Raw genomic sequence first — 22,856 nt, 5'->3', positions numbered from 1 at the left:
CTGATGCGCATCCTCGGCATCGACCCCGGACTCCAGACCACCGGCTTCGGCGTGGTCGACATGGATGGCCACGCGCTGCGCTACGTCGCCAGCGGCACCATCAGCACCAAGCACCTGGCGCGCGGCGAACTGCCGGCGCGCCTCAAGGTGCTGTTCGACGGCATTGGCGAGATCGCGGAGCGCTACAAGCCCGACGCAGCGGCGGTGGAGATCGTATTCGTCAACGTCAATCCGCAATCCACGCTGTTGCTCGGCCAGGCCCGCGGCGCGTGCATCACGGCGCTGGTCACGTGCAATCTCTCCGTGGCCGAGTACACGGCGCTGCAGATGAAGCAAGCCGTGGCCGGCCATGGCGGTGCCGCGAAGGCGCAGGTGCAGGAGATGGTCAAGCGCCTTCTTCACCTGCCCGGGGTGCCCGGCAGCGACGCAGCCGACGCGCTGGGCATCGCGATCACGCATGCCCACGTCGGGAGTTCCATGGCCCGGCTCGGGCAAGCTACGGCGCTCGGAAGGACCACCACCGGGATGTATCGGCAGGGGCGGACGCGCTAGGGGGCGCCGCCGCTTCTCAACGCTCGTCCGGCAAGGCATAGTCGGCCCGTTCCGCTGACGCTGCATCCTGGCAGCGGCAGTCAACCCGGAGGGCACGACCGTGGTTCTGAAGCCGCAAGTCTTCATTGGCTCGTCATCCGAGGGCATCGAAGTCGCCAGGAAGGTGAAGAAGCATCTGTCCCGATGGGCAACCTGCACCATCTGGGACAAGGAGGTCTTCACATTCAACAAGAGCTATTTCGATACGCTCGTCAAGGGCATCAACCTGTACGACATCGGCGTGCTGGTGGCGACTGCCGACGACTTTGCTCAGTCTCGCGACGAGGTCTTCGATGTGCCGCGCGACAACGTGGTCTTCGAGTTCGGCCTGTTCCTTGGTGGCCTCGGACCGCGAAAGGCATTCCTTGTCTGCCAGGACGGCGTCAAGTTGCCCAGCGATCTGCTCGGCATCTCCTTGCCAACGTTTCCCGGCGAGCCGGGCGAAGCGCAGGACAAGGCCCTGCGCGACATCTGCGCAAGGATCAAGAAGGAGATCGACAAGCGCGGCCGCACCTTCGAATTGGGGCTTCTGCCTTCCGTGTCGCTGGCGCACGGCTACTTCGAGAACTTCGTCGTGCGGACCTGCCAGCGGCTGATCGACCAGAAGCACATCGTGGTCGACGGTCGCTCGCTGCCGTTCGAGGACTTCCGCTTCAAGATCCTCATCCCGAACGACCTGTCGGCCGACATGTACGACAAGGTCACGGCCAAGCGCCATTCCCGGAAATGGCAGCCCATCAAGGTGGACGCAGGAACGATGCGGCCCTACGACTTTCACGTCGATCTCTCGTCGAATGTCGCGGGGCATATCGAGATCTTCGACATTCCCCTGACGTTGAACAGCCTGCACCAGGCCATCCAGCAGCACCTGGAGAAATCGCATCTCGGCAGGGACTACTACGAGAGGATGCTGGAGCACAGGGAAATCTCCGGCTTCCAGAACGTGCTGGATGTGCTGATCGAATCCAATGACATCACCAAGTCCCGGGTGAGCACGGAAATCGTCCCGGTCTAGCGGCAAGGCGCGACATGCTCGATGACTCGCGTCTTCGCTCCGCCGGACGCACTCAGGGTAGCGCCGGCCTAGAACACCCTCTCGGCGATCAGCACCGCGAAGAAGCCGAAGGCCGCCAGCAGCGTCCACTTGAGCACGATCCAGCCGAAACGACGGTACTTGAATTGTCCGGTGCCGGCATAGAACGCGAACGACGCCCCGGCCACGAGCAGCAGCAACAGGATGGCCCACCGGAAGATCAGCATCGGCGGAGCCGGGCTACCAGGCGCGTGCGACTTCGGCGAAGCCGGTCGGCGCGCACTTCTCGTCGTCGAAGGTCACGATCTCGTGGGCATCGTCGTGCGCGAGCAGTTCGCGCAGCAGCTTGTTGTTGAGTGCATGGCCCGAACGGAAGGCGCTGTAGGCGGCCAGCAGCGGCTGACCGATGACGTAGAGGTCACCCATCGCGTCCAGGATCTTGTGCTTGACGAACTCGTCGTCGTAGCGAAGCCCGCCCGCATTCAGCACCTTGGTGTCGTCCATGACGATGGCGTTGTCGAGCCCGCCGCCGAGGGCCAGGCCCTTCGATCGCATGTATTCGACCTCCTTGGTGAAGCCGAAGGTGCGCGCGCGCGCGATGTCGCGGCTGTAGGACCCGCTGCCGAGATCGAACTCGACGCGCTGGCCGGTGGAGTTGACGACACGATGATCGAAATCGATCTCGAAGCTGAGCTTGAAGCCGTGGAACGGATCGAGCCTCGCCCACTTGGCGTCGGCGCCTTCGCCTTCGCGCACCTCGACCGGACGTGTCACGCGGATGAAGCGGCGCGGCGCGCTCTGGAGTTCGATGCCCGCGCTTTGCAGCAGGAACACGAAGGACGAGGCAGAGCCGTCGAGGATCGGCACCTCGTCGGCCGTGATGTCGATCAGCAGGTTGTCGATGCCCAGACCGGCGCAGGCCGACATCAGGTGCTCGACGGTCTGCACCTTGGCACCGCCCGACGACACCGTCGACGCCAGCCGGGTGTCGGTGACGGCCTCGGCGGTCATCGGGATCTCGACCGGCTCGGGCAGGTCCACACGGCGGAACACGATCCCGTGATCGATGGGTGCGGGCCGCAGGGTAAGTTCCACGCGCTGGCCGCTGTGCAGGCCTACGCCCACGGCGCGCGTGATGGATTTGAGGGTTCGTTGTCGGAGCACGGGCGCGATTTTAGAGGCGCGAGGCATCCGGCGTACCGTATGCCTCGCTATCTCCGCTATAGCCCCCACGGCAACCCGATCAGTCGGCCTGGCGGCGCAGGAAGGCGGGGATCTCGAAATCGTCCATGCCGCCCGACGACAGCGCATCCACCTTGGCAGCCGCCATGGTGCGGTTGGTGCGCCACACGCTGGGCACCGCCATGCCGTCGTAGTTCGGCTGGCCGATCGAGTGGCCGTGGCCATGTGCGCTCGCGGTGCCGAGCGTCGGCACGTTGAAGGGGATGTTGTCGGTGCCGGTGCGGATCACTTCGAGCGTCGGTGCCTGGCGGCGTGCGTCCTGGCGCGAAAGGCCGGTCGCGACCACGGTCACGCGCATCTCGTCGCCGAGGTTGTCGTCGTAGGCGGCGCCGTAGATCACATGCGCGTCGGGTGAGGCGTAGGCACGGATGGTGTTCATCGCGAGCTTGGATTCGCTCAGCTTGAGCGATGCCTTCGACGCCGTCACGAGCACCAGCACGCCCTTGGCGCCCGAGAGGTCGATGCCTTCGAGCAGCGGGCAGGCCACGGCCTGCTCGGCGGCGATCCGCGCACGGTCCGGACCGCTGGCGGCGGCCGTGCCCATCATGGCCTTGCCCGGTTCGCCCATCACGGTGCGGACGTCTTCGAAGTCGACGTTCACGCCGCCGTACTCGTTGATGATTTCCGAGATGCCGCCCACAGCATTCTTGAGTACGTCGTTGGCGTGCGCGAAGGCTTCGTCCTGCGTGACGTCCTCGCCGAGCACGTCGAGCAGCTTCTCGTTGAGCACGACGATCAGCGAGTCGACATTGGCTTCGAGCTCGGCCAGGCCGACGTCGGCGTTGGTCATGCGGCGACCGCCTTCCCAGTCGAAGGGCTTGGTCACCACGCCCACCGTGAGGATGCCCATTTCCTTCGCGACGCGCGCGATCACCGGCGCAGCACCGGTACCCGTGCCACCGCCCATGCCCGCCGTGATGAACAGCATGTGCGCGCCGGCGATCGCCTCTCGGATGTCGTCGATCGCCGCCTCTGCCGCGTCGCGACCCTTCTCGGGCTTGCTGCCTGCGCCCAGCCCGTTGGTGCCGAGCTGGATGGTCTTGTGCGCATTGCTGCGCGACAAGGCCTGCGCGTCGGTGTTCGCGCAGACGAACTGCACGCCCTGCACGCCACGGTCCATCATGTGGGCGACCGCGTTGCCGCCGCCACCGCCGACACCGATCACCTTGATCTGCGTGCCTTGGTTGAACTCTTCGATCTCGATCATTTCGATAGCCATTTTCTGACTCCTTGAATTTGCAGTTGCCACTTATTTGCGAATGAATTTATTGTTGGAACCGAGAGTGCTTATGGCGGTGGACCCGTCCGTCGCCATCGCTCGTTGAAATGACGCGGCGGCCCCGCACCGGCTAGCCAAAGAGGAAAAGGTTTCACAGCTTCGCCCCCCCACCAGGAACGCCGCGGATCCGGCTCCGCCGGTCCGCCGGGGTTGCCCCCTGCAAGGGGGTAGGAGGCCACACGCAGTGGGCAAGCCTGGGGGTCATCAAAAATTCCCCACAATGAAGTCCTTGAAGCGGCCAAAAGCCGTCTTCACGGAACCGTTTTTCTGGGCCACCTTGAAGCCGCGCAGTCGTGCGTAGCGCGCTTCCTCGAGCAGACCCATGACCGTCGCAGCACGCGGCTGCGCGACCATGTCGGACAACGCACTCGAATACTTCGGAATGCCGCGCCGCACCGGCTTCAGGAAGATGTCCTCGCCAAGCTCGACCATCCCGGGCATCACTGCGCTGCCGCCGGTGAGCACCACGCCCGAAGACAGTACCTCTTCGTAGCCCGACTCGCGGATCACCTGCTGAACGAGCGAGAAGATCTCCTCGATGCGCGGCTCGATCACGCCGGCCAGCGCCTGCTTGCTCAGCATGCGCGGGCCGCGGTCGCCGAGTCCCGGCACTTCGACTTGCGTGTCCGGGTCGGCCAGCAGCTGCTTCGCATAGCCGTTCTCGACCTTGATGTCTTCGGCGTCTTTCGTCGGCGTGCGCAGCGCCATCGCGATGTCGCTGGTGATCAGGTCGCCGGCGATCGGGATCACTGCCGTGTGCCGGATGGCGCCATTGGTGAAGATCGCCACGTCCGTGGTGCCCGCGCCGATGTCGACCAGCACGACGCCGAGTTCTCGCTCGTCCTCGGTCAGCACCGCCTGGCTCGATGCCAGCGGATTGAGCATCAGCTGGTCGACCTCGAGCCCGCAGCGCCGCACGCACTTGATGATGTTCTCCGCCGCACTCTGCGCGCCGGTGACGATGTGCACCTTCGCTTCGAGGCGCATGCCGCTCATGCCGATCGGCTCCTTCACGTCCTGGCCGTCGATCACGAATTCCTGCGGCTCCACCAGCAGCAGGCGCTGGTCGCTGGAGATGTTGATGGCACGCGCCGTTTCGACCACGCGGGCGACATCGGCGGGCGTGACTTCCTTGTCCTTCACCGCCACCATCCCGCTCGAATTGATGCCGCGGATGTGGCTGCCCGTGATGCCGGTGTAGACGCGGCTGATCTTGCAGTCCGCCATCAGCTCGGCCTCCTTGAGGGCCTGCTGGATGCTCTGCACCGTGGCGTCGATGTTCACCACCACGCCGCGCTTGAGCCCGTTGCTGGGCGCGATGCCGAGCCCGGCCAACTTGAGCTCGCCGTTGGGCAGCACCTCGGCCACCACCGCCATCACCTTGGCGGTGCCGATGTCGAGGCCGACAACGAGATCTTTGTACTCTTTGGACATGAAGCTTCCTCTAATCGCTATTTCTTCTTGGGGTCGGGAACGACCGTGGTGACGCCGCGCAGCCGCAGCGCGTAGCCCTCGTTGTGCCGCAAGTCGGCACCCTCGACCGATGCGACCGTGCGCCCGTACTGGCTTGCCACCGGCGTCACGGTCTTCAGGAAACGCTGCGTGCGGGCCGTGACCTCATCGACCTGCCCACGCCCCAATTCGATGTCGGCACCGCTTTCGACGATCACCCTCCAGCTTCCGCGGCTCGACAAGCTGAGCTCTTCGATCGGCAGGTCATAGCCCTGGAAGATCGGTGCCAGCACCCGGTACATCCCCAGCACCTGGCTGGCCTGTTCGGGCGGCCCGTCGAGTCGCGGCAGACGATCGTCCACCTCGGCGACATTGGCCTCGAAGACTTCGCCGAAACCGTTGATGAGCTTCGAGCCGGCTTCGTCGCCCCAATGCGCGACGGGCACGTGCTCCGTCAGCGTGGCGCGCAGCTTGTTCGGGAACTCGCGCCGGACGACCGCCTTGCGCACCCACGGCACCGACTCGAAGGCCGTGCGCGCACGCGCCAGATCGACCGTGAAGAAGTTGCCCGCGAGCTGCGGCGCGACATTGGCGCGCAGCGTGACCGCATTGTTGTGCGTGACCTCGCCGTCGACCTTGATGCCGGCGAGCGGGAAGAAGGGTTGGCGCAGCACCCACCATGCACCCGCCGCCAGCAGCGTGGCCGTGAACAGCACGAACACGAGGGTCGCGGTCACGTTCATCAGCTTGACGTCGAAGGGCACGGGGATGCTGTCGCTCATGGGCTGGCCTCTTTCGGTGCCGAACCGGAATCCAGCGTCGCGGTGGCGAGCACGCGCAGGCAGAGGTCCTCGTAGCCGATGCCCGCGGCCCGCGCCGACATGGGCACCAGCGAATGCGAGGTCATGCCCGGCGAGGTGTTCATCTCCAGCAGGAAAGGCTTGCGATCGCTGGCCCGGATCATCAGGTCGGCGCGGCCCCAGCCGCGGCAGCCGAGCTGGTGGTAGGCGGCCAGCGTGATGCGGCGGATCTCCTGCTCCTCCTCGGCCGACAGGCCGCTCGGGCAGTGGTACTTCACGTCGTCGGTGAAATACTTGTTCTGGTAGTCGTAGGCGCCTTCGGGTGCGGCGATGCGCACCACCGGCAGGGCCACGGCGTCGAGGCCGCTGCCGAGCACGGCGCAGGTGACTTCCTCGCCCTCGATGAATTCCTCGCAGAGCACATCGGCGTCGTAGCGGATCGCGAGCGCGACGGCGTCCTGCATCTGCGAATACCCCATCACCTTGGTCACGCCGATGGACGAGCCCTCGCGCGGCGGCTTGACGATGACGGGGAGGCCCAGCACGTCGGGCACGGCGTTGATCTGCTCGCGGCTTTGCTGGTCGAAGGCCAGGCGCACGTAGCGCGGCGTCGGCAGGCCGTCGGCATGCCAGATGCGCTTGGTCATGACCTTGTCCATCGCCACGCTGGACGCCATCACGCCCGAGCCGGTGTAGGGGATGCCGAGCAGTTCGAGCGCGCCCTGCACCGTGCCGTCCTCGCCGTGGCGGCCGTGCAGCACGACGAAGCAGCGCGCGAAGCCTTCGCGCTTGAGATCGCTCAACTCGCGCTCGGCCGGGTCGAAGGCATGGGCGTCGACACCGCGCGAACGCAGAGCCTCGAGCACGCCCGTGCCGGACATGATGGAGATTTCCCGCTCGGCCGAACTGCCGCCGAACAGGACGGCGACCTTGCCGAAGGCCTTGGGATCGATGGGGCTCACAACGCCCTCCCTTCGCGCGTCAGGCGCTCTGATTTCGGCGGCATCGCGCCACCGAGTTCAACCACTTTCGCGGGCACGGCGCCAATCGAGCCTGCCCCCATGCAGATCACGACATCGCCTTCGCGCGCGTTGTCCAGGATCGCCTCCGGCATCGCGGTGATCTCGTCGACGAAGACCGGTTCCACCTTGCCCGCCACGCGCAGGGCGCGCGCCAGGGAGCGCCCGTCCGCCGCCACGATGGGCGCTTCCCCGGCGGCATAGACCTCGCCCAGCAGCACCGCATCGGCCTGCCCGATGACCTTGACGAAATCCTCGAAGCAATCCCGCGTCCGAGTGAAGCGGTGCGGCTGGAACGCAAGCACCAGACGCCGGCCCGGGAAGGCGCCACGCGCGGCCGCGATGGTGGCCGCCATCTCGACCGGGTGGTGCCCATAGTCGTCGATCAGCGTGAAGCTGCCCGCGCCTTGCGACCGGACTTCGCCATAACCCTGGAAGCGCCGGCCCACGCCCTTGAAATCCGCAAGGCCGCGTTGAACGGCCTCGTCGGGCACGCCGAGCTCGACCGCCACCGCGATCACCGACAGCGCGTTGCGCACATTGTGCTCGCCGGGCAGGTTCAGCACGATGTCGAGATCCGGCAGGGTGACCCCGTTGCGGCGCTGCGCGGTGAAGTGCATCTGCGATCCGATAGCCCGCACGTTGACCGCACGCACCTGTGCGTCCTCGCCGAAGCCATAGCTGGTCACGGGGCACGACACTTCGGTCACGATCTCGCGCACGGCCGGGTCATCGGTGCACAGGATCGCAACGCCATAGAAGGGCATGCGATGCAGGAAGTCGACGAAGGCCTTCTTGAGCCGCGCGAAGTCGTGGCCGTAGGTCTCCATGTGGTCGGCGTCGATGTTCGTGACCACGGCCATCACGGGCAGCAGGTTCAGGAACGAGGCGTCCGACTCGTCGGCCTCCACCACGATGTAGTCACCGCTGCCGAGTTGCGCATTGGCGCCCGCGCTGTTGAGACGCCCGCCGATCACGAAGGTCGGGTCGAGCCCGGCGGCGGCGAGCACGCTCGCGACCAGACTCGTCGTCGTGGTCTTGCCGTGCGTTCCGGCGATGGCGATGCCCTGCTTGAGTCGCATCAGTTCCGCGAGCATCAACGCGCGCGGCACGACCGGAATGCGCTTCTCGCGTGCCGCGACGACCTCGGGGTTGTCGGCCTGCACGGCAGTCGACGTGACGACCGCGTCCGCGCCGGCAATGTTCGCCGCGTCGTGTCCCACGAAGGTCGCGATGCCGAGGCCGGCCAGCCGCCGCAGCGTCGCGCTGTCGGCCAGGTCCGAGCCCGAGATCGTGTAGCCGAGGTTGAGCAGCACTTCGGCGATGCCGCTCATGCCCGACCCGCCGATCCCGACGAAATGGATGTGATGGATCGCATGCTTCATGAGCGACCTCCATGGCTGAGTTCTTCGCATGCGCGGACCACAGCGTCTACCGCTTCGGTCTTTTGCATCGTCTTGGCCTTCAAGGCCCGTTCCATGAGCGCGGGGCGCCCGGTTTTCTGTAGCAAGTCAGCCAACAATTCAGGTGTGAGTTCAGTTTGTTGAACGAGCCAGCCGCCGCCCGCGTCGACAAGGAAGCGGGCGTTGGTCGTCTGGTGGTCGTCAACGGCGGAAGGAAAAGGCACAAACAGCGCTGCTGCGCCGACGGCCGCGATTTCGGTGACGGTGCTGGCGCCTGCGCGCGCGACGATCAGGTCGGCTTCGGCGTAGGCCTGTGCGGTGTCTTCGATGAAGGGCGTCAACTCGCCCTCCACGCCGGCGGCCGCGTAGTTGGCGCGAAGCTCGTCGATCTGCTTGGCGCCGCTCTGGTGCGTGACCCGGGGACGTTGCGCCGGCGCGATGAGCGACAACGCCTTGGGCACCACCGCGTTGAGCGCCTTGGCACCAAGGCTGCCACCCACCACCAGCAATTGCAGCGGGCCGGTGCGATTCGCGAAGCGCGCCGCCGGATCGGGCTGCGAGGTGAAGGCCGCGCGCAACGGATTGCCCACCCATTGCGCCTTCTTGAGCACGTTGGGGAAGGCCGTGAAGACGCGATCGGCCACGCTCGCGAGCACCTTGTTCGCGAGACCCGCCACCGAGTTCTGCTCATGCAGCACCAGCGGCTTGCCGAGCAGCACGCTCATCATGCCGCCCGGAAAGGTGATGTAGCCGCCCAGGCCGACCACCACGTCGGGACGCACGCGACGCACGACGCCGATGCTCTGCCAGAAGGCGCGCAGCAGGCGCATGGGCAGCAGCGCCAGCGTGATCGGTCCCTTGCCGCGCACGCCGCCGAACTGCACCGGCTCGAAGGCGAAGCCGCGTGGCGGCACGAGCTGATGCTCCATGCTGCCGGGCGCGCCGAGCCAGTGCACGCGCCATCCGCGCTCGCGCAGGGCCTCGGCCACAGCGAGGCCCGGGAAGATGTGCCCCCCGGTGCCGCCAGCCATGACGAGTGCGGTCCTACTCATGCCACACCCTCGTCGATCCGACCCGATTTCGCGGGGGCCGCCGCGCACGGCCGCCCGAAGCGGCCGGCCCGCCCCCGGAAGGGGGTTGGCGAAGACACGAAGTGCGAAGCCTGGGGGAGAGTCATACGCGACCTCCGCGCATCAGTACGCGGTTCTCGTAGTCGATGCGCAGCACGACAGCCAGCGCGACCACATTCATGAGAATCGCCGAGCCGCCGAAACTCATCAGCGGCAGCGTCAGCCCCTTGGTCGGCAACGCGCCGAGGTTCACGCCCATGTTGATGAAGGTCTGGAAACCGATCCAGATACCCACGCCCTGTGCCACCAGGCCGGAGAACACCCGATCGAGCGCGATCGCCTGGCGTCCGATGTGCATGACGCGCCGCGTGAGCCACAGGAACAGGGTGATGGCGAGCAGCACGCCGACGAGGCCGAACTCCTCGCCGATCACCGCGAGCAGGAAGTCGGTGTGCGCCTCTGGCAGCCAGTGCAGCTTCTCGACGCTGCCGCCGAGGCCGACGCCGAAGACTTCGCCTCGGCCGATCGCGATCAGCGAATGCGAGAGCTGGTAGCCCTTGCCGAGCGCATGCTCTTCACTCCATGGATCGAGGTAGGCAAAGATCCGCTCGCGCCGCCACGGGCTCGTCGCCACGATGGTGCCGAAGGCGATCACGACCAGCGTGGCGATCACGAAGAACATGCGGGCGTTCACGCCGCCCAGGAAGAGAATGCCCATCGCGATGACCGCGATCACCATGAACGCACCCATGTCGGGCTCGGCCATGACCAGCATGCCGACCACCACGACGGCCACGCCCATCGGAAGCACGGCGCGGAAGAAGCGCTCCTTGATCTCCATCTTGCGCACCATGTAGCTGGCGGCATAGAGGATCATCGCTAGCTTGGCCAGCTCCGACGGCTGGAAGCGCATGAAGCCCAGCGGCAGCCAGCGGCGCGCGCCATTGACGTTGATGCCGACGTGCGGGATGAGCACCGCCATCAGCAGCAGCAGCGAAACAATGAAGAGCCAGGGCGCGGCGCGTTCCCACGTCTTCATCGGCACCTGGAAGGCCAGGAGGGCCGCGACAAAGGCGACCCCGAGCGAAGCGGCGTGACGTGTGAGGAAGAAGGTCGGGCTGTAGCCTGCGCGCGCGAAGCGCGGGTTGTCGGGCAGGGCGATGGATGCCGAATACACCATCACCAGGCCCCAGGCCAGCAGCGCGACCGTGACCCAGACCAGCGCCTGGTCGAAACCGAGCACGCGGACCGGTGCCGCCTTCGTCTGGGTCATGCCGGCGTTGCCGAGGCGCACCGGCAAGTGCATGGGCAATGCGTCGATGCCGCTCTTCGCGCGGCTGAAGAAACCGCCGAAGCGGCCGCCCTTGCTATTGGGAGTGGCGGAGGTGGTCGCGGTCATGCAGCCCTCTCCGCGTCATCACCGGGCGATGCGTCGACGAGCGCCTCCACGGCCTCGCAGAACACGGCTGCGCGGTGCGCGTAGTCCTTGAACATGTCGAAGCTCGCGCAGGCCGGCGAGAGCAGCACGGCATCGCCGGGCTGCGCGCGACCGGCGGCAAGCGTCACGGCTTCGGGCAACGAGGCTGCGGACTGCATCGAAACGCCGGTCGACGTGAGCGCAGCCTCGATCAGCGGACCATCCCGCCCGATGAGCACGACGGCGCGCGCGTACTGGCCGACCGGCGCAGCCAGCGGCGCGAAGTCCTGCCCCTTGCCCTCGCCGCCGAGAATCACGACGACCCGGCGCTCTTCGCCAAGGCCGATCAGCGCCGCGACCGTCGCGCCGACGTTGGTGCCCTTGCTGTCGTCGAAGTACTCGACCTCGTTCACGATGGCGACCGGCTCCACGCGATGTGGCTCGCCGCGGTACTCGCGCAGGCCATACAGCATCGGCGCGAGCTGGCAGCCAGCCGCCGTCGCAAGCGCCAATGCCGCCAGCGCGTTGAGCGCGTTGTGCCGGCCGCGGATGCGCAGCGCATCGGCAGGCATCAGGCGCTGGATGTGAATCTCTTCCTCTTCGACAGCGGCGCCGCGCTTGCGCTTTTGCGTCTCGTCGGCTTCCAGCGCGCGGACCAGCCAGGCCATGCCATTGAGCCGCTCGATGCCGTAGTCGCCCGGACGCTTCGGCATGTCGGCGCCGAAGGTGATGAGCGTGCGCGCGACCTGCCCCTTGGGCAGCTTGACCGGTGCCGGCCGCATGGCCAAGACCGCCTCGTCGTCGCGATTGAGGACCATCGTGCCCTTCTTGCCGAAGACGCGGGCCTTGGCTGCCGCATAGGCCGCCATGTCGCCGTGCCAGTCGAGATGGTCCTGCGAAAGGTTCAGCACGGTGGCGGCCGTCGGCTCGAAGCCCTCGACGCCGTCGAGCTGGAAGCTGGACAGCTCCAGCACCCAGACGTCCGGCAGGCTCTCGGCGTCCATGCGGGCCGACAGCGTGTCGAGCAAGGTGGGGCCGATGTTGCCGGCGACCGCGACCGTCTTGCCGGCCCGTTCCACCAGTTGGCCGGTCAGTGCGGTGACCGTCGTCTTGCCGTTGGTGCCCGTGATTGCCAGCACGGCCGGGGTGTAGCCCTTGGGCTCCGGGGGCGGGATGATGACTTCGGGCGCCGGCGCGAAGGAGTCGTCGTCTTCGTCGGGCGAAGCGGCTTCGGCGGCTTCCTGGACTTCGGTCTCGGAAGGTTCGATGGACGGAGGTTCGACAGGTTCGGGCGTCGGCGGTGTAGCAGGTGCTTCGACAACTTCGTCCGCCTCGGGCGCCGCCGCCACTTCGACAGTGCGCAAGTCCGCCAGCGCCCGTGCGAACAGGTCCAGTTCGCCTCCCACGGGCAATCCCGTGGCCCGCGCCGCATTGACCACGGCGGCCACGGATTCGGGAGACAGTCCGGGCGATCGGTACACGGCACGCACCGGCGTGCCTTCGACCAATGCTGCCGTGAACGGGCCACCGACGAACACGGCATCGGGCAGCTCATCGCGCAGCGTTGCCAATTGCGGTGGCGCTTCGCGCGTGTCGGCCACGGTCACGCTGGCGCCGTGGCGCGCGCACCAGCGCGCCATCGCCAGGCCGGACGCACCGAGGCCCAGGACGAGTACGTGGAGGTCTTTGAGATGCCGCATCGTCTCAGCGCAGCTTCAAGGTGGAAAGACCCACGAGACACAGTAGCATCGTGATGATCCAGAAGCGCACGACGACCTGCGTCTCGCGCCAGCCGCTCTTCTCGAAATGATGGTGCAGCGGTGCCATCTTGAGCACGCGCCGCCCTTCGCCGAAGCGCTTCTTGGTGTATTTGAAGTACGTGACCTGCGCCATCACCGAGATCGCCTCGACCACGAAGATGCCGCCCATCACGAAGAACACGATCTCCTGCCGCACGATGACGGCGATGGTGCCCAGCGCGCCGCCGAGCGCGAGCGCGCCCACGTCGCCCATGAAGACCTGCGCCGGATGGGTGTTGAACCACAGGAACGCGAGGCCCGCGCCCGCCATGGCGGAGCAGAACACCAGCAGCTCACCCGACCCCGGAATGTGGGGAAAGAGCAGGTAGCGCGAATACACCGCGCTGCCCGTGACGTATGCGAACACGCCCAGCGCGGAACCGACCATCACGACCGGCATGATCGCCAGGCCGTCGAGGCCGTCGGTGAGGTTCACCGCGTTGCTGGCACCGACGATCACCAGGTAGGTCAGGATCACGAAGCCGATGCCGCCCAGCGGATAGCTCACTTCCTTGAAGAAAGGGACCAGCAGGTTGATCTTCGGCGGGAAGTCCAGGTCGAAGCCCGAGCGAACCCAGGTGAAGAACAGCTCGAGCACGCGCCAGTTGGAGCTCTCCGAAATGCTGAAGAGCAGGTAGAAACCCGCCACGAGCCCGACCACCGATTGCCAGAAGTACTTCTCGCGCGAGCGCATGCCTTCCGGGTCCTTGCGCACGACCTTGCGCCAGTCATCGACCCAGCCGATCGCACCGAAACCCAGTGTGACCCACAGCACGATCCACACGAAGCGATTCGACAGGTCGAACCACAGCAGGGTCGAGAAGGCGATGGAGAACAGCACCAGCACGCCGCCCATGGTCGGCGTTCCGCTCTTGGTAAGGTGCGTCTCCATGCCGTAGCTGCGCACCTGCTGCCCGATCTTGAGCGCGCTGAGCCGACGGATCACGTAGGGCCCCGCGGCCAGGCCGAGCAGCAGCGCGGTCAGCGACGCCATCAGCGCGCGGAAGGTGAGGTATTGGAAGACACGCAGGAAACCGAACTCCGGCGAGACCGTCTGCAGCCATTGGGCGAGGGTCATCAGCATGATGTGAACGGGCGCGGCTCATGCGGCATGACCGGCCCCCTTGTCTTGTTGTTGTGAGGCAGCGGCAATGGCCTGGACCACGCGCTCCATCTGCATGAAGCGCGACCCCTTGACCAGCACGCTGGCAGCGCTCGGCAATTGCGCGAGCACGGCCGCATGGAGCGCGTCGATGTCGTCGAAGTGCCGGGCGTCGACGCCAGTGGTGCCCGCGAAGGCGGCAATGCTGTGAACCGATTCCTTGCCGAGCGCAAAGACGGTCTCGATGCCGCGCTCGCGCGCCCAGGCGCCGACTTCGGCGTGGAACTGCGGGCCCTGGTCGCCGACTTCACCCATGTCGCCGAGCACGAGCATGCGCGGTCCGGGCAGGCTGGCGAGCACGTCGATCGCGGCACGCACGGAATCGGGGTTCGCGTTGTAGGTGTCGTCGACCAGCGTGATCGTGCGCTGGCCGGCGAATGTCACCTCGCTGGCCTTCGAACGGCCCTTGACCGGCTCGAACGCGGAGAGCCCCTCGGCGATCTTGTCGAGCGAGACACCGCTCGCGAGCGAGCAGGCGATCGCCGCCAGCGCGTTGACCACGTTGTGGCGACCGGCGATGCGCAGCGTGCTGCGCAGGTCTCCCAGGGGCGTGCGTGCTTCGAACTGCCATGCACCGTTCTGCCATTCGGCGGCAACCAGTGCGATGTCCGCATCCACGTGCTCGCCGAACGTCAGACAGCGGCGCGAGGCGCCTTCGTGTGCGATCTCGTTCCACAGCGGGGTGAATTCATCGCCATAGGGGAACACGGCGGTCCCGTCGGCCGGCAGCGCGGTGAAGACGGAGGCGTTCTCGCGCGCGACGGCTTCGACCGTGGCCATGAACTCCTGGTGCTCGCGCTGCGCGTTGTTGACCAGCGCGATGGTGGGCAGGGCGATCGCCGCCAGTCGCGCGATCTCGCCCGGATGGTTCATGCCCAGTTCGACCACCGAGCGCTGATGCCGCGCACGCAGGCGCAGCAGCGTGAGCGGCACGCCTATCTCGTTGTTGAAGTTGCCGGCCGTCGCCAGCGCACCGTCGCCGCAAGCCGTGCGCAGGATCGAGGCGATCATCTGCGTCACGGTGGTCTTGCCGTTGCTGCCGGTGACTGCGATCAGCGGCAATGCGAATTGCGAGCGCCAGCCCGAGGCCAGTGCGCCGAGGGCGGTCAGGGTGTCCGGCACTTCGAGCCCGGCGAGGCCGGCGGCTTCGAGTCCTCGATGGGCAATCGCAGCCACCGCGCCGCGCGAACGCGCATCGGCGAGGAAGTCGTTGGCATCGAAACGCTCGCCCTTCAACGCGACGAAAAAGTCACCCGCCGCGAGGGTGCGCGTGTCGGTGTGCACGCGAAGAATCGGCGTGGCGGCATCGCCGACCAGGCGTGAGCCGGGGATCCAGGCCTGGGCCTGGCCGAGCGTCATCATGGGCACGGGTGCGAGCGCATCGGTCATGCTTCACTCCTCCGTGTCAGTGCATCGATGGCGTGCGCACGATCCGAGAAAGCGATGCGCTCGCCCGCGATCTCCTGCCACGCCTCGTGGCCGCGTCCCGCGATCAACACCACGTCTTCGGGTCGCGCCTGCGCCAGCGTCTCGGCGATCGCCTTCGCGCGATCGGGCTCGACCTGTGCGGCCTCGGGCCGTGCCAGCCCCAACAGGATCTGGCTGATGATCGCCCGCGGCTTTTCGCTGCGCGGGTTGTCGCTGGTCACGACCACGCGATCGGCCTGCGTCTCCGCCACCGCGGCCATCATCGGGCGCTTGGCGTTGTCGCGGTCGCCGCCGCAGCCGAATACGCACCAGAGAGCGCCGCCGCGCTGTTGCGCCAGTGGTCGCAGGCCGGCCAGGGCCTTGTCGAGCGCATCCGGCGTGTGCGCATAGTCGACGACCGCCAGCGGATGGCCGGGCACGCTCAGGCGCTCCATGCGACCGGGGACACTGTCGAGGCCCGTGCACGCCTGCACCGCTTCTTCGAGCGACAGACCGAGCGCGCGCAGCGTGCCGATCACGCCCAGCAGGTTCGCGACGTTGTACTGGCCAATCAGCTGCGTCGACAGGTGCTGCGTCGTCGCGCCCTGCTCCACCACTGAGAAGTTCAGGCCTTGCGCGTCATAGCCGATGTCGTCGGCACGAAGCCGCGCCGGGCTGCCTTCGGCCGAGACAGTCCAGATGTCGAGTGCGCCGACGCCGGTTTCGATCAGGTTGCCGACGAGTGAAGCACCATGCACGTCGTCGATGTTGACGACCGCCGCACGCAGGCCCGGCCAGCGGAAAAGCTCGGCCTTGGCTTGCCAGTAGGCATCCATGCTGACGTGATAGTCCAGGTGGTCCTGCGTGAAATTGGTGAACACCGCGACGGCGATGCGCGTGCCGTCGAGCCTGCGCTCCACGATGCCGATCGACGATGCCTCGATCGCGCAGGCGCGGAAGCCACGGTCGGCAAAACCACGCAGTTCGCGCTGCAGCAGCACCGGGTCCGGCGTGGTCAGGCCTGTGTAGGTGAGTTCGGGCGGCACGCCGACACCCAGCGTGCCCACGACCGCGCAAGGCGAATCGGCCGACTGCCCCGCCTTCGACGACAGCGCCTGCGCCAGCCACCATGCAGTAGAGGTCTTGCCATTGGTGCCGGTGACGGCGAGCACGTCGAGTTGCGTCGACGGCGTGTCGTAGTAGGCCGCGGCAATCGGCCCTGTCGCGGCCTTCAGCCCGGCATAGGTCGCAATCGCCTCGCCTTCGAACCCGAATGCGCCACTGCCCTCTTCCTCGACCAGGCAAGCCACGGCGCCTTGCGCCAGCGCGGACGGAACGTAGCGTCGCCCGTCGGTCGCGGCGCCGGGCCAGGCGATGAAGCCATCGCCCGCGCCCACCGCGCGGCTGTCGGCATGCAGCGCGCCGCGCACGCGGGACTTGAGCCAGCGTGCGGCTTCGTCGGGGCTGCGAAGCGTCGTCGTCATCAGAAGCTTTCTTCCACACCCTTGGTCACGACCAGGGGTTTGACCGCGAGATCCGGCGCCACGTTCATCATGCGCAGGGTCTGCTGCACGACTTCGCTGAAGACGGGCGCGGCCACGATGCCGCCGAAATACTGGCCGTTGCTCGGTTCGTCGATCATGACCGCGACGATGATGCGCGGCTTCTCGATGGGCGCCATGCCCGTGAACCAGGAGCGGTATTGCTTGCTGGCATAGCCCCTGCCGACCTGCTTGTGGGCCGTGCCGGACTTGCCGCCGACCGAGTAGCCGATGGTCTGCGCGAGCGGACCGGTGCCGCCCGGGCCGGCGGCCATCTGCAGCATCTTGCGCACCGCGAGTGCGTTCTGCGCGGAGAAAATCTTCACCCCGACCGCCGGCTCGCTGCTCTTGAGGATGGTCGCCGGGATGACGTCGCCGTCGTGCGCGAAGGCCGTGTACGAATGCGCCATCTGGAACAGCGACGCCGACAGGCCGTAGCCGTAGGCCATCGTTGCTTGCTCGACCGGCTTCCACGACTTCCAGGGACGCAGGCGCCCCGTGACCGCACCCGGGAACTGGATCTGCGGCTTCTGCCCGTAGCCCAGGGCCGTGTAGGTGTCCCACATCTCGTGCGGCGTCATCTTCTGGGCGATCTTCAGCGCGCCGATGTTGCTCGACTTCTGGATCACGCCCTCGACCGTCAGGGAACCGTAGTTGTGGGTGTCGCTGATGGTGAAGCCGCCCAGGCTGTAGCGGCCAGGCGAGGTGTCGATGATGGTCTGCGGCTTGATCCGGCCGGCTTCGAGCGCCATGCCGATGGTGATCGGCTTCATCGTCGAGCCGGGCTCGAAGACGTCGGTCATCGCGCGGTTGCGAAGCTGCTCGCCCGTGAGGTTCTGGCGCTTGTCCGGCACGTAGCTCGGGTAGTTGGCCAGCGCCAGAATCTCGCCGGTGATGGCGTCGAGCACGACCACGCTGCCGGCCTTGGCCTTGTGCATCGTCACCGCGTCGCGCAGCTTCTGGTAGGCGAAGAATTGCACCTTGCTGTCCACGCTGAGCTGGATGTCCTTGCCATCGAGCGGCGGCACCTGCTCGCCCACCCCTTCGACGACGCGGCCGAGGCGGTCCTTGATCACGCGGCGCGAGCCGGCCTTGCCGGCCAAGTCCTTGTTGAAGGCGAGCTCGATGCCTTCCTGGCCGTTGTCCTCGACGTTGGTGAAGCCCACCACGTGGGCGGCGGCCTCGCCCTCGGGGTACTGGCGCTTGTATTCCTTGCGCTGGTAGATGCCCTTGATGTTGAGCGCGGCGATCTGCTTGGCGATGGGCTCGTCGACCTGGCGCTTGATCCAGACGAAGGTCTTGTCCTCGTCTTCGAGCTTCTTGTCAAAGTCCTTCTGCGGCATCGCCAGCAGCTTGGCGACCTGCCGGAGCTTGGTCTTGACCTCGGGGTCGTCGCGCTCGATGTCTTCAGGGATCGCCCAGATGCTGGGCGCGACGACGCTCGACGCCAGCAGCAGCCCGTTGCGGTCGAGGATGCGGCCGCGATTGGCCGGCAGCTCTAGCGTGCGGGTGAAGCGCACCTCGCCCTGGCGCTGGAAGAAGTCGTTGCCGATCACCTGCACATAAGCGGCGCGGGCAGCCAGCACCCCGAAGCCGAGCGCGATGCCGCCGACGATGAACTTGCTGCGCCAGACCGGGGTCTTGCTGGCAAGCAAGGGGCTGGTCGTGTATTGCACGCTGCGGCTGCGACGGGTCATCAGTGCGCCCCTCGCGTTGAAGCTGCCGTGCGCGGAGCCGGCGCAGTCGGTGCCGGCGCGGCGACAGCCGGGATGACGGTGCCGTCCTGCCGCACGTACTGCGTGATGGCTGGCGTGGTCGTGCGCATCTTGAGCTGCTCCTTGGCCAGCTTCTCGACGCGCAGGGGCGTGGCTTGGGCGCGCTTCTCGACCTGCAGCCGGTCCTGGTCCAGTTCGAGGCGACGGGCCTCCAGCTCGACACGGTGAAACTCCGTATAGAGCTGCCGCGACATGTACTGCGAATGGACGAGGTAGATCGCCGAGCCGAGCACGGCGATCAGCAGGAGCAGGTTGAGGCGCGCCATTTCAGTTGGCCTCGGGCGTACGTTCGGCCACGCGCAGGATCGCGCTGCGCGCGCGCGGGTTGCCGTTCACCTCGGCCTGCGATGGCTTGATGCGCCCCTGGGCCCGCAGCTTCATCGCCTTCGGCACGGCAAAGGGCGCGCGGCGGTCGTAGACCTCGCGCGAATGCGTGGCGATGAACTGCTTCACGATGCGATCTTCCAGCGAGTGGAAGCTGATCACCGCGAGCCGGCCTTGGGGTTGCAACACGGCAAGACTCGCTTCTAGCGCCTGTTGCAGCTCTTCAAGCTCGGCGTTGATGAAAATCCGAAGAGCCTGAAATGTGCGCGTTGCAGGGTTCTGGCCCGGCTCGCGGGTTTTGACCGTGCCAGCCACGAGCTCGGCCAGCTCGGTGGTGGTTGAAACTGGGCCCCGTTCTTGTCGGCGAGCAACAATCGCCTTTGCAATCTGAACAGCAAACCGTTCCTCGCCATAGTCACGAATCACCTCCGCAATCTGCTGTGTTTCGGCCGTCGCCAGCCACTCCGCCACGCTCTCGCCGCGCGTGGTGTCCATGCGCATGTCGAGCGGGCCGTCGAAACGAAAAGAAAAACCCCGTGCGGGGTTGTCGATCTGGGGAGAGCTGACACCGAGGTCCATCAACAGACCTGACACACTCGCCGGCGGTAACTCCCCGAGGTCCCTGAAGCCCTGGTGACGGATGGAAAAACGCGCATCCTCGATGCGCGCTGCTTCGGCCACCGCTTCCGCGTCCTTGTCGAACGCAATCAGCCGGCCCGACGGGCCCAGCCTTTCCAGGATCGCGCGGCTGTGGCCCCCGCGTCCGAAGGTCGCGTCCACATAGGTGCCGGTGACATCCGATCCTTCCGGAAAGAGGGCGTCCACCGCTTCGTTCAACAAGACGGTCGTATGGGTCCATGGCTGCTCCACGTCGGGCCTCAGAACGAGAAGTCCTGGAATACGTCAGGCATCTGGCCCTGGGTGGCTTCGGCTTCCTTGGCGTCGTAGGTGGCCTTGTCCCAGAGCTCGAAGTGGTTGCCCATGCCGAGCAACAGTGCGTCGCGGCTGATGCCGGCAGCGGTGCGCAGTTCGGGCGACACCAGAACGCGGCCGGTGCCGTCCATCTCGACGTCCATCGCATTGCCGAGGAAGACGCGCTTCCACCACTGCGCGGACATCGGGAGCGCCGCGATGCGCTCGCGGAACTTTTCCCACTCGGGGCGCGGGAACACCATCAGGCAGCCGTGGGGATGCTTGGTGATCGTGAGCTGGCCGGACGCGGTCGCGCTCAGGACGTCACGATGCCGGGTCGGCACGGAAAGCCGACCCTTTGCATCCAGACTGAGCGATGAAGCGCCTTGAAACACGACCACGAGACCCCGGTGGTGGGAGGCGTCGCGCACCCGAATCAGGCATCGCTCGACACTTTTTCCCACTTAACTGCACTTTTTTGCACTGTAGCAGGAAACGCCTACTGCGCAACGGTGCGTTACGGGAATTTTTTGTAATGGAATCAACGACTTAGCGGTGTTTTTGCAACTGCCGAAATACCGAATCCCGTTGCAAATGAAGCACTTAGCTCACGCAATGAATGTGTTGCGTGAACCAATGGCGAACGACAGACCGTTCAGAGGATGAACCGGGAAAGGTCTTCGTCGTGACTTAGTGCCGCCAGCCGCGAATCGACATACGCCGCATCGATGCGCACGGCCTGCCCGCCCAGCTTGGTCGCGCCGAAGCTCACTTCGTCGAGCAGGCGCTCCATGACCGTCGACAACCGGCGTGCGCCGATGTTCTCGGTGCGCTCGTTCACGTCGAAGGCGATGCTCGCGAGTCGTGTGATGCCTTCGGGGGTGAATTCCAGCGTGACGCCCTCGGTCGCCAGCAACGCCTGGTACTGCTTGACCAGCGACGCCTGGGTCTGGGTGAGGATGCTCTCGAAATCCGCCACCGACAGCGATTGCAGTTCGACCCGGATCGGGAAGCGTCCCTGGAGTTCGGGGATCAGGTCGCTCGGCTTGCTCAGGTGGAACGCGCCACTCGCGATGAAGAGGATGTGATCCGTGCGGACCACGCCGTACTTCGTGCTCACAGTCGTGCCTTCGACCAGCGGCAGCAAATCCCGCTGGACGCCCTGGCGCGACACGTCGGCGCCCTGGGTCTCGCTGCGCGTGGCGACCTTGTCGATCTCGTCGATGAAGACAATGCCGTTCTGCTCGGCGTTGTGGATCGCCTGCGCGCGGATCTCGTCCTCGTTGACCAGCTTGGCGGCCTCCTCGTCGACCAGGAGACGCATCGCCTCGGCGATCTTGAGCTTGCGCGTCTTGCGCTTGCCCTGCCCGAGCTGGCCGAACATGCCGCGCAGTTGCTCGGTCATTTCCTCCATGCCGGCCGGGCCCATGATTTCGAGGGGCGTGCGGGTGTCGGCGAGATCGATCTCGATTTCCTTGTCGTCGAGTTCGTGCTGGCGCAGCTTCTTGCGGAAAGCCTGCCGGGTCGAGTTGCTGCTGTCGGTGGCCGTTCCATCCGAGGTGCGGGCCGGCGGCAGCAGGACGTCGAGGATGCGTTCCTCGGCACCGTCCTCGGCCCGCATGCGGACCTTGGCGCTTTCGGTCTCGCGCGTCTGCTTGACGGCGATCTCGGCCAGGTCGCGGACGATCGAATCGACGTCCTTGCCGACGTAGCCCACCTCGGTGAACTTGGTTGCCTCGACCTTGATGAAGGGCGCGTCGGCCAGTCGCGCCAGCCGGCGCGCGATCTCGGTCTTGCCCACGCCCGTGGGGCCGATCATGAGGATGTTCTTGGGCGTGATCTCGGAGCGGAGCTTTTCCTCGACCTGCTGGCGGCGCCAGCGATTGCGCAGCGCGATGGCGACGGCACGCTTGGCGTCCGGCTGGCCGACGATGTGGCGGTCGAGTTCGGAGACGATTTCCTGGGGGGTCATGGACATGGGGTCACTCGATCCATCTCAGAGGGTTTCAACCGTGTGGTGCATGTTGGTGTAGATGCAGAGCTCACCTGCGATTTCCAGCGACTTCTTGACGATCTGGTCGGCGGGCATCTCCGTGTGGTCGATCAGCGCCTTGGCCGCGGCCTGCGCATACGCACCGCCGGAGCCGATCGCGATGATGCCGTTCTCGGGCTCCAGCACGTCGCCGTTGCCGGTGATGATCAGCGAAGTGGTCGCGTCGGCCACGGCCAGCATCGCTTCGAGGCGGCGCAGCACGCGGTCGGTTCGCCAGTCCTTGGTGAGCTCGATGGCGGCGCGCGCCAGATGGCCCTGGTGCTTCTCGAGCTTGGCCTCGAAGCGCTCGAACAGCGTGAAAGCATCGGCCGTCGCACCGGCAAAACCGGCGAGCACCTTGCCGTGGTAGAGGCGACGCACCTTGCGCGCAGTGCCCTTGATGACGATGTTGCCCAGCGTGACCTGTCCGTCGCCGCCGATGGCCACTTGGTCAGCGCCAGAAGCGGTCTTGCGACGTACGCTGACGATGGTGGTTCCGTGAAATTGTTCCATGGGGCATTATCTCGCCCCCAGGCTCGCGCACTTCGTGTCGCTCTCCACCCCCTACCGGGGGCGCTGCCCTGCGGCCCGGCAGAGC

General features: G+C 66.4%; 21 protein-coding genes. 2 read left to right on the top strand and 19 right to left on the bottom strand.

Going from position 1 to position 22,856, the window contains the following annotated elements:
* Nucleotides 1–3 precede the first annotated feature (3 nt).
* Entirely contained in the window at nt 4–552 is a 549-nt protein-coding gene (ruvC, locus tag AC1D3B_RS27600) for a crossover junction endodeoxyribonuclease RuvC (RefSeq protein WP_478193859.1), read from the top strand.
* Nucleotides 553–652: 100 nt separating this feature from the next.
* Nucleotides 653–1,606, top strand: a complete 954-nt coding sequence (locus tag AC1D3B_RS27595) for an STING domain-containing protein (protein WP_478193858.1) — start codon at nt 653–655, stop codon at nt 1,604–1,606.
* 68 nt (nt 1,607–1,674) lie between these two features.
* Here the strand turns inward: AC1D3B_RS27595 and AC1D3B_RS27590 are convergent, their stop codons facing one another.
* The 19 genes from AC1D3B_RS27590 to hslV all read right to left on the bottom strand — a co-directional run bounded on the left by AC1D3B_RS27590 (nt 1,675) and on the right by hslV (nt 22,771).
* On the bottom strand, nt 1,675–1,851 hold the full coding sequence (locus tag AC1D3B_RS27590) for a hypothetical protein (protein WP_478193857.1): 177 nt from the start codon (nt 1,849–1,851) through the stop codon (nt 1,675–1,677).
* Nucleotides 1,852–1,864: 13 nt separating this feature from the next.
* A complete protein-coding gene (gene lpxC / locus AC1D3B_RS27585) occupies nt 1,865–2,788 on the bottom strand; it encodes a UDP-3-O-acyl-N-acetylglucosamine deacetylase (RefSeq protein WP_478193856.1) in 924 nt (307 codons plus the stop codon).
* Nucleotides 2,789–2,867: 79 nt separating this feature from the next.
* Nucleotides 2,868–4,085, bottom strand: coding sequence for a cell division protein FtsZ (ftsZ, locus tag AC1D3B_RS27580; protein WP_478193855.1), 1,218 nt, complete (start codon nt 4,083–4,085; stop codon nt 2,868–2,870).
* A gap of 264 nt (nt 4,086–4,349) precedes the next feature.
* Nucleotides 4,350–5,579: a cell division protein FtsA gene (ftsA, locus tag AC1D3B_RS27575; protein ID WP_478193854.1), complete on the bottom strand. Its 1,230-nt coding sequence runs from the start codon at nt 5,577–5,579 to the stop codon at nt 4,350–4,352.
* A 17-nt stretch (nt 5,580–5,596) separates the two neighbouring features.
* On the bottom strand, nt 5,597–6,379 hold the full coding sequence (locus AC1D3B_RS27570; protein WP_478193853.1) for a cell division protein FtsQ/DivIB: 783 nt from the start codon (nt 6,377–6,379) through the stop codon (nt 5,597–5,599).
* Entirely contained in the window at nt 6,376–7,359 is a 984-nt protein-coding gene (locus AC1D3B_RS27565) for a D-alanine--D-alanine ligase (protein ID WP_478193852.1), read from the bottom strand. The genes AC1D3B_RS27570 and AC1D3B_RS27565 overlap by 4 nt, the downstream gene beginning before the upstream one ends.
* Complete coding sequence (gene murC / locus AC1D3B_RS27560; protein ID WP_478193851.1) at nt 7,356–8,801, bottom strand: UDP-N-acetylmuramate--L-alanine ligase; 1,446 nt, start codon at nt 8,799–8,801, stop codon at nt 7,356–7,358. Before murC ends, AC1D3B_RS27565 begins: the two co-directional genes overlap by 4 nt.
* Entirely contained in the window at nt 8,798–9,871 is a 1,074-nt protein-coding gene (murG, locus tag AC1D3B_RS27555) for an undecaprenyldiphospho-muramoylpentapeptide beta-N-acetylglucosaminyltransferase (protein ID WP_478193850.1), read from the bottom strand. Before murG ends, murC begins: the two co-directional genes overlap by 4 nt.
* 121 nt (nt 9,872–9,992) lie before the next feature.
* Nucleotides 9,993–11,288: a putative lipid II flippase FtsW gene (ftsW, locus tag AC1D3B_RS27550; protein WP_478193849.1), complete on the bottom strand. Its 1,296-nt coding sequence runs from the start codon at nt 11,286–11,288 to the stop codon at nt 9,993–9,995.
* Nucleotides 11,285–13,006, bottom strand: coding sequence for a UDP-N-acetylmuramoyl-L-alanine--D-glutamate ligase (gene murD / locus AC1D3B_RS27545; RefSeq protein ID WP_478193848.1), 1,722 nt, complete (start codon nt 13,004–13,006; stop codon nt 11,285–11,287). Before murD ends, ftsW begins: the two co-directional genes overlap by 4 nt.
* Nucleotides 13,007–13,010: 4 nt before the next feature.
* Complete coding sequence (gene mraY / locus AC1D3B_RS27540) at nt 13,011–14,189, bottom strand: phospho-N-acetylmuramoyl-pentapeptide-transferase (RefSeq protein ID WP_478193847.1); 1,179 nt, start codon at nt 14,187–14,189, stop codon at nt 13,011–13,013.
* Between the two features lie 18 nt (nt 14,190–14,207).
* On the bottom strand, nt 14,208–15,656 hold the full coding sequence (locus AC1D3B_RS27535; RefSeq protein WP_478193846.1) for a UDP-N-acetylmuramoyl-tripeptide--D-alanyl-D-alanine ligase: 1,449 nt from the start codon (nt 15,654–15,656) through the stop codon (nt 14,208–14,210).
* Nucleotides 15,653–17,158 (bottom strand): UDP-N-acetylmuramoyl-L-alanyl-D-glutamate--2,6-diaminopimelate ligase, encoded by a 1,506-nt coding sequence (locus AC1D3B_RS27530; RefSeq protein ID WP_478193845.1) that lies wholly within the window; start codon nt 17,156–17,158, stop codon nt 15,653–15,655. Before AC1D3B_RS27530 ends, AC1D3B_RS27535 begins: the two co-directional genes overlap by 4 nt.
* Nucleotides 17,158–18,912 carry a peptidoglycan D,D-transpeptidase FtsI family protein gene (locus tag AC1D3B_RS27525; RefSeq protein ID WP_478193844.1) on the bottom strand — a complete coding sequence of 585 codons (1,755 nt, stop codon included), beginning with the start codon at nt 18,910–18,912 and terminating at the stop codon, nt 17,158–17,160. The genes AC1D3B_RS27530 and AC1D3B_RS27525 overlap by 1 nt, the downstream gene beginning before the upstream one ends.
* Nucleotides 18,912–19,256 carry a cell division protein FtsL gene (gene ftsL, locus AC1D3B_RS27520; protein ID WP_478193843.1) on the bottom strand — a complete coding sequence of 115 codons (345 nt, stop codon included), beginning with the start codon at nt 19,254–19,256 and terminating at the stop codon, nt 18,912–18,914. Before ftsL ends, AC1D3B_RS27525 begins: the two co-directional genes overlap by 1 nt.
* A gap of 1 nt (nt 19,257) precedes the next feature.
* Nucleotides 19,258–20,184, bottom strand: coding sequence for a 16S rRNA (cytosine(1402)-N(4))-methyltransferase RsmH (rsmH, locus tag AC1D3B_RS27515; protein ID WP_478193842.1), 927 nt, complete (start codon nt 20,182–20,184; stop codon nt 19,258–19,260).
* An 8-nt stretch (nt 20,185–20,192) separates the two neighbouring features.
* Nucleotides 20,193–20,621, bottom strand: coding sequence for a division/cell wall cluster transcriptional repressor MraZ (mraZ, locus tag AC1D3B_RS27510; protein ID WP_478193932.1), 429 nt, complete (start codon nt 20,619–20,621; stop codon nt 20,193–20,195).
* Between the two features lie 260 nt (nt 20,622–20,881).
* Nucleotides 20,882–22,204: an ATP-dependent protease ATPase subunit HslU gene (hslU, locus tag AC1D3B_RS27505; RefSeq protein WP_478193841.1), complete on the bottom strand. Its 1,323-nt coding sequence runs from the start codon at nt 22,202–22,204 to the stop codon at nt 20,882–20,884.
* 18 nt (nt 22,205–22,222) lie between these two features.
* Nucleotides 22,223–22,771 (bottom strand): ATP-dependent protease subunit HslV, encoded by a 549-nt coding sequence (gene hslV / locus AC1D3B_RS27500; protein ID WP_478193840.1) that lies wholly within the window; start codon nt 22,769–22,771, stop codon nt 22,223–22,225.
* Nucleotides 22,772–22,856: the final 85 nt, after the last annotated feature.

It is taken from the genome of Variovorax sp. P5_A3 (genome assembly GCF_056400665.1).
This window is presented reverse-complemented; position numbering and strand designations above follow the sequence as displayed.

Coding starts and splice junctions, on each gene's coding strand:
- ruvC (WP_478193859.1), top strand. CDS start 4: ATGCGCATCCTCGGCATCGACCCCGGACTCCAGACCACCGGCTTCGGC.
- AC1D3B_RS27590 (WP_478193857.1), bottom strand. CDS start 1,851: ATGCTGATCTTCCGGTGGGCCATCCTGTTGCTGCTGCTCGTGGCCGGG.
- ftsZ (WP_478193855.1), bottom strand. CDS start 4,085: ATGGCTATCGAAATGATCGAGATCGAAGAGTTCAACCAAGGCACGCAG.
- ftsA (WP_478193854.1), bottom strand. CDS start 5,579: ATGTCCAAAGAGTACAAAGATCTCGTTGTCGGCCTCGACATCGGCACC.
- AC1D3B_RS27570 (WP_478193853.1), bottom strand. CDS start 6,379: ATGAGCGACAGCATCCCCGTGCCCTTCGACGTCAAGCTGATGAACGTG.
- murC (WP_478193851.1), bottom strand. CDS start 8,801: ATGAAGCATGCGATCCATCACATCCATTTCGTCGGGATCGGCGGGTCG.
- murG (WP_478193850.1), bottom strand. CDS start 9,871: ATGAGTAGGACCGCACTCGTCATGGCTGGCGGCACCGGGGGGCACATC.
- ftsW (WP_478193849.1), bottom strand. CDS start 11,288: ATGACCGCGACCACCTCCGCCACTCCCAATAGCAAGGGCGGCCGCTTC.
- murD (WP_478193848.1), bottom strand. CDS start 13,006: ATGCGGCATCTCAAAGACCTCCACGTACTCGTCCTGGGCCTCGGTGCG.
- mraY (WP_478193847.1), bottom strand. CDS start 14,189: ATGCTGATGACCCTCGCCCAATGGCTGCAGACGGTCTCGCCGGAGTTC.
- AC1D3B_RS27535 (WP_478193846.1), bottom strand. CDS start 15,656: ATGACCGATGCGCTCGCACCCGTGCCCATGATGACGCTCGGCCAGGCC.
- AC1D3B_RS27530 (WP_478193845.1), bottom strand. CDS start 17,158: ATGACGACGACGCTTCGCAGCCCCGACGAAGCCGCACGCTGGCTCAAG.
- AC1D3B_RS27525 (WP_478193844.1), bottom strand. CDS start 18,912: ATGACCCGTCGCAGCCGCAGCGTGCAATACACGACCAGCCCCTTGCTT.
- ftsL (WP_478193843.1), bottom strand. CDS start 19,256: ATGGCGCGCCTCAACCTGCTCCTGCTGATCGCCGTGCTCGGCTCGGCG.
- hslU (WP_478193841.1), bottom strand. CDS start 22,204: ATGTCCATGACCCCCCAGGAAATCGTCTCCGAACTCGACCGCCACATC.
- hslV (WP_478193840.1), bottom strand. CDS start 22,771: ATGGAACAATTTCACGGAACCACCATCGTCAGCGTACGTCGCAAGACC.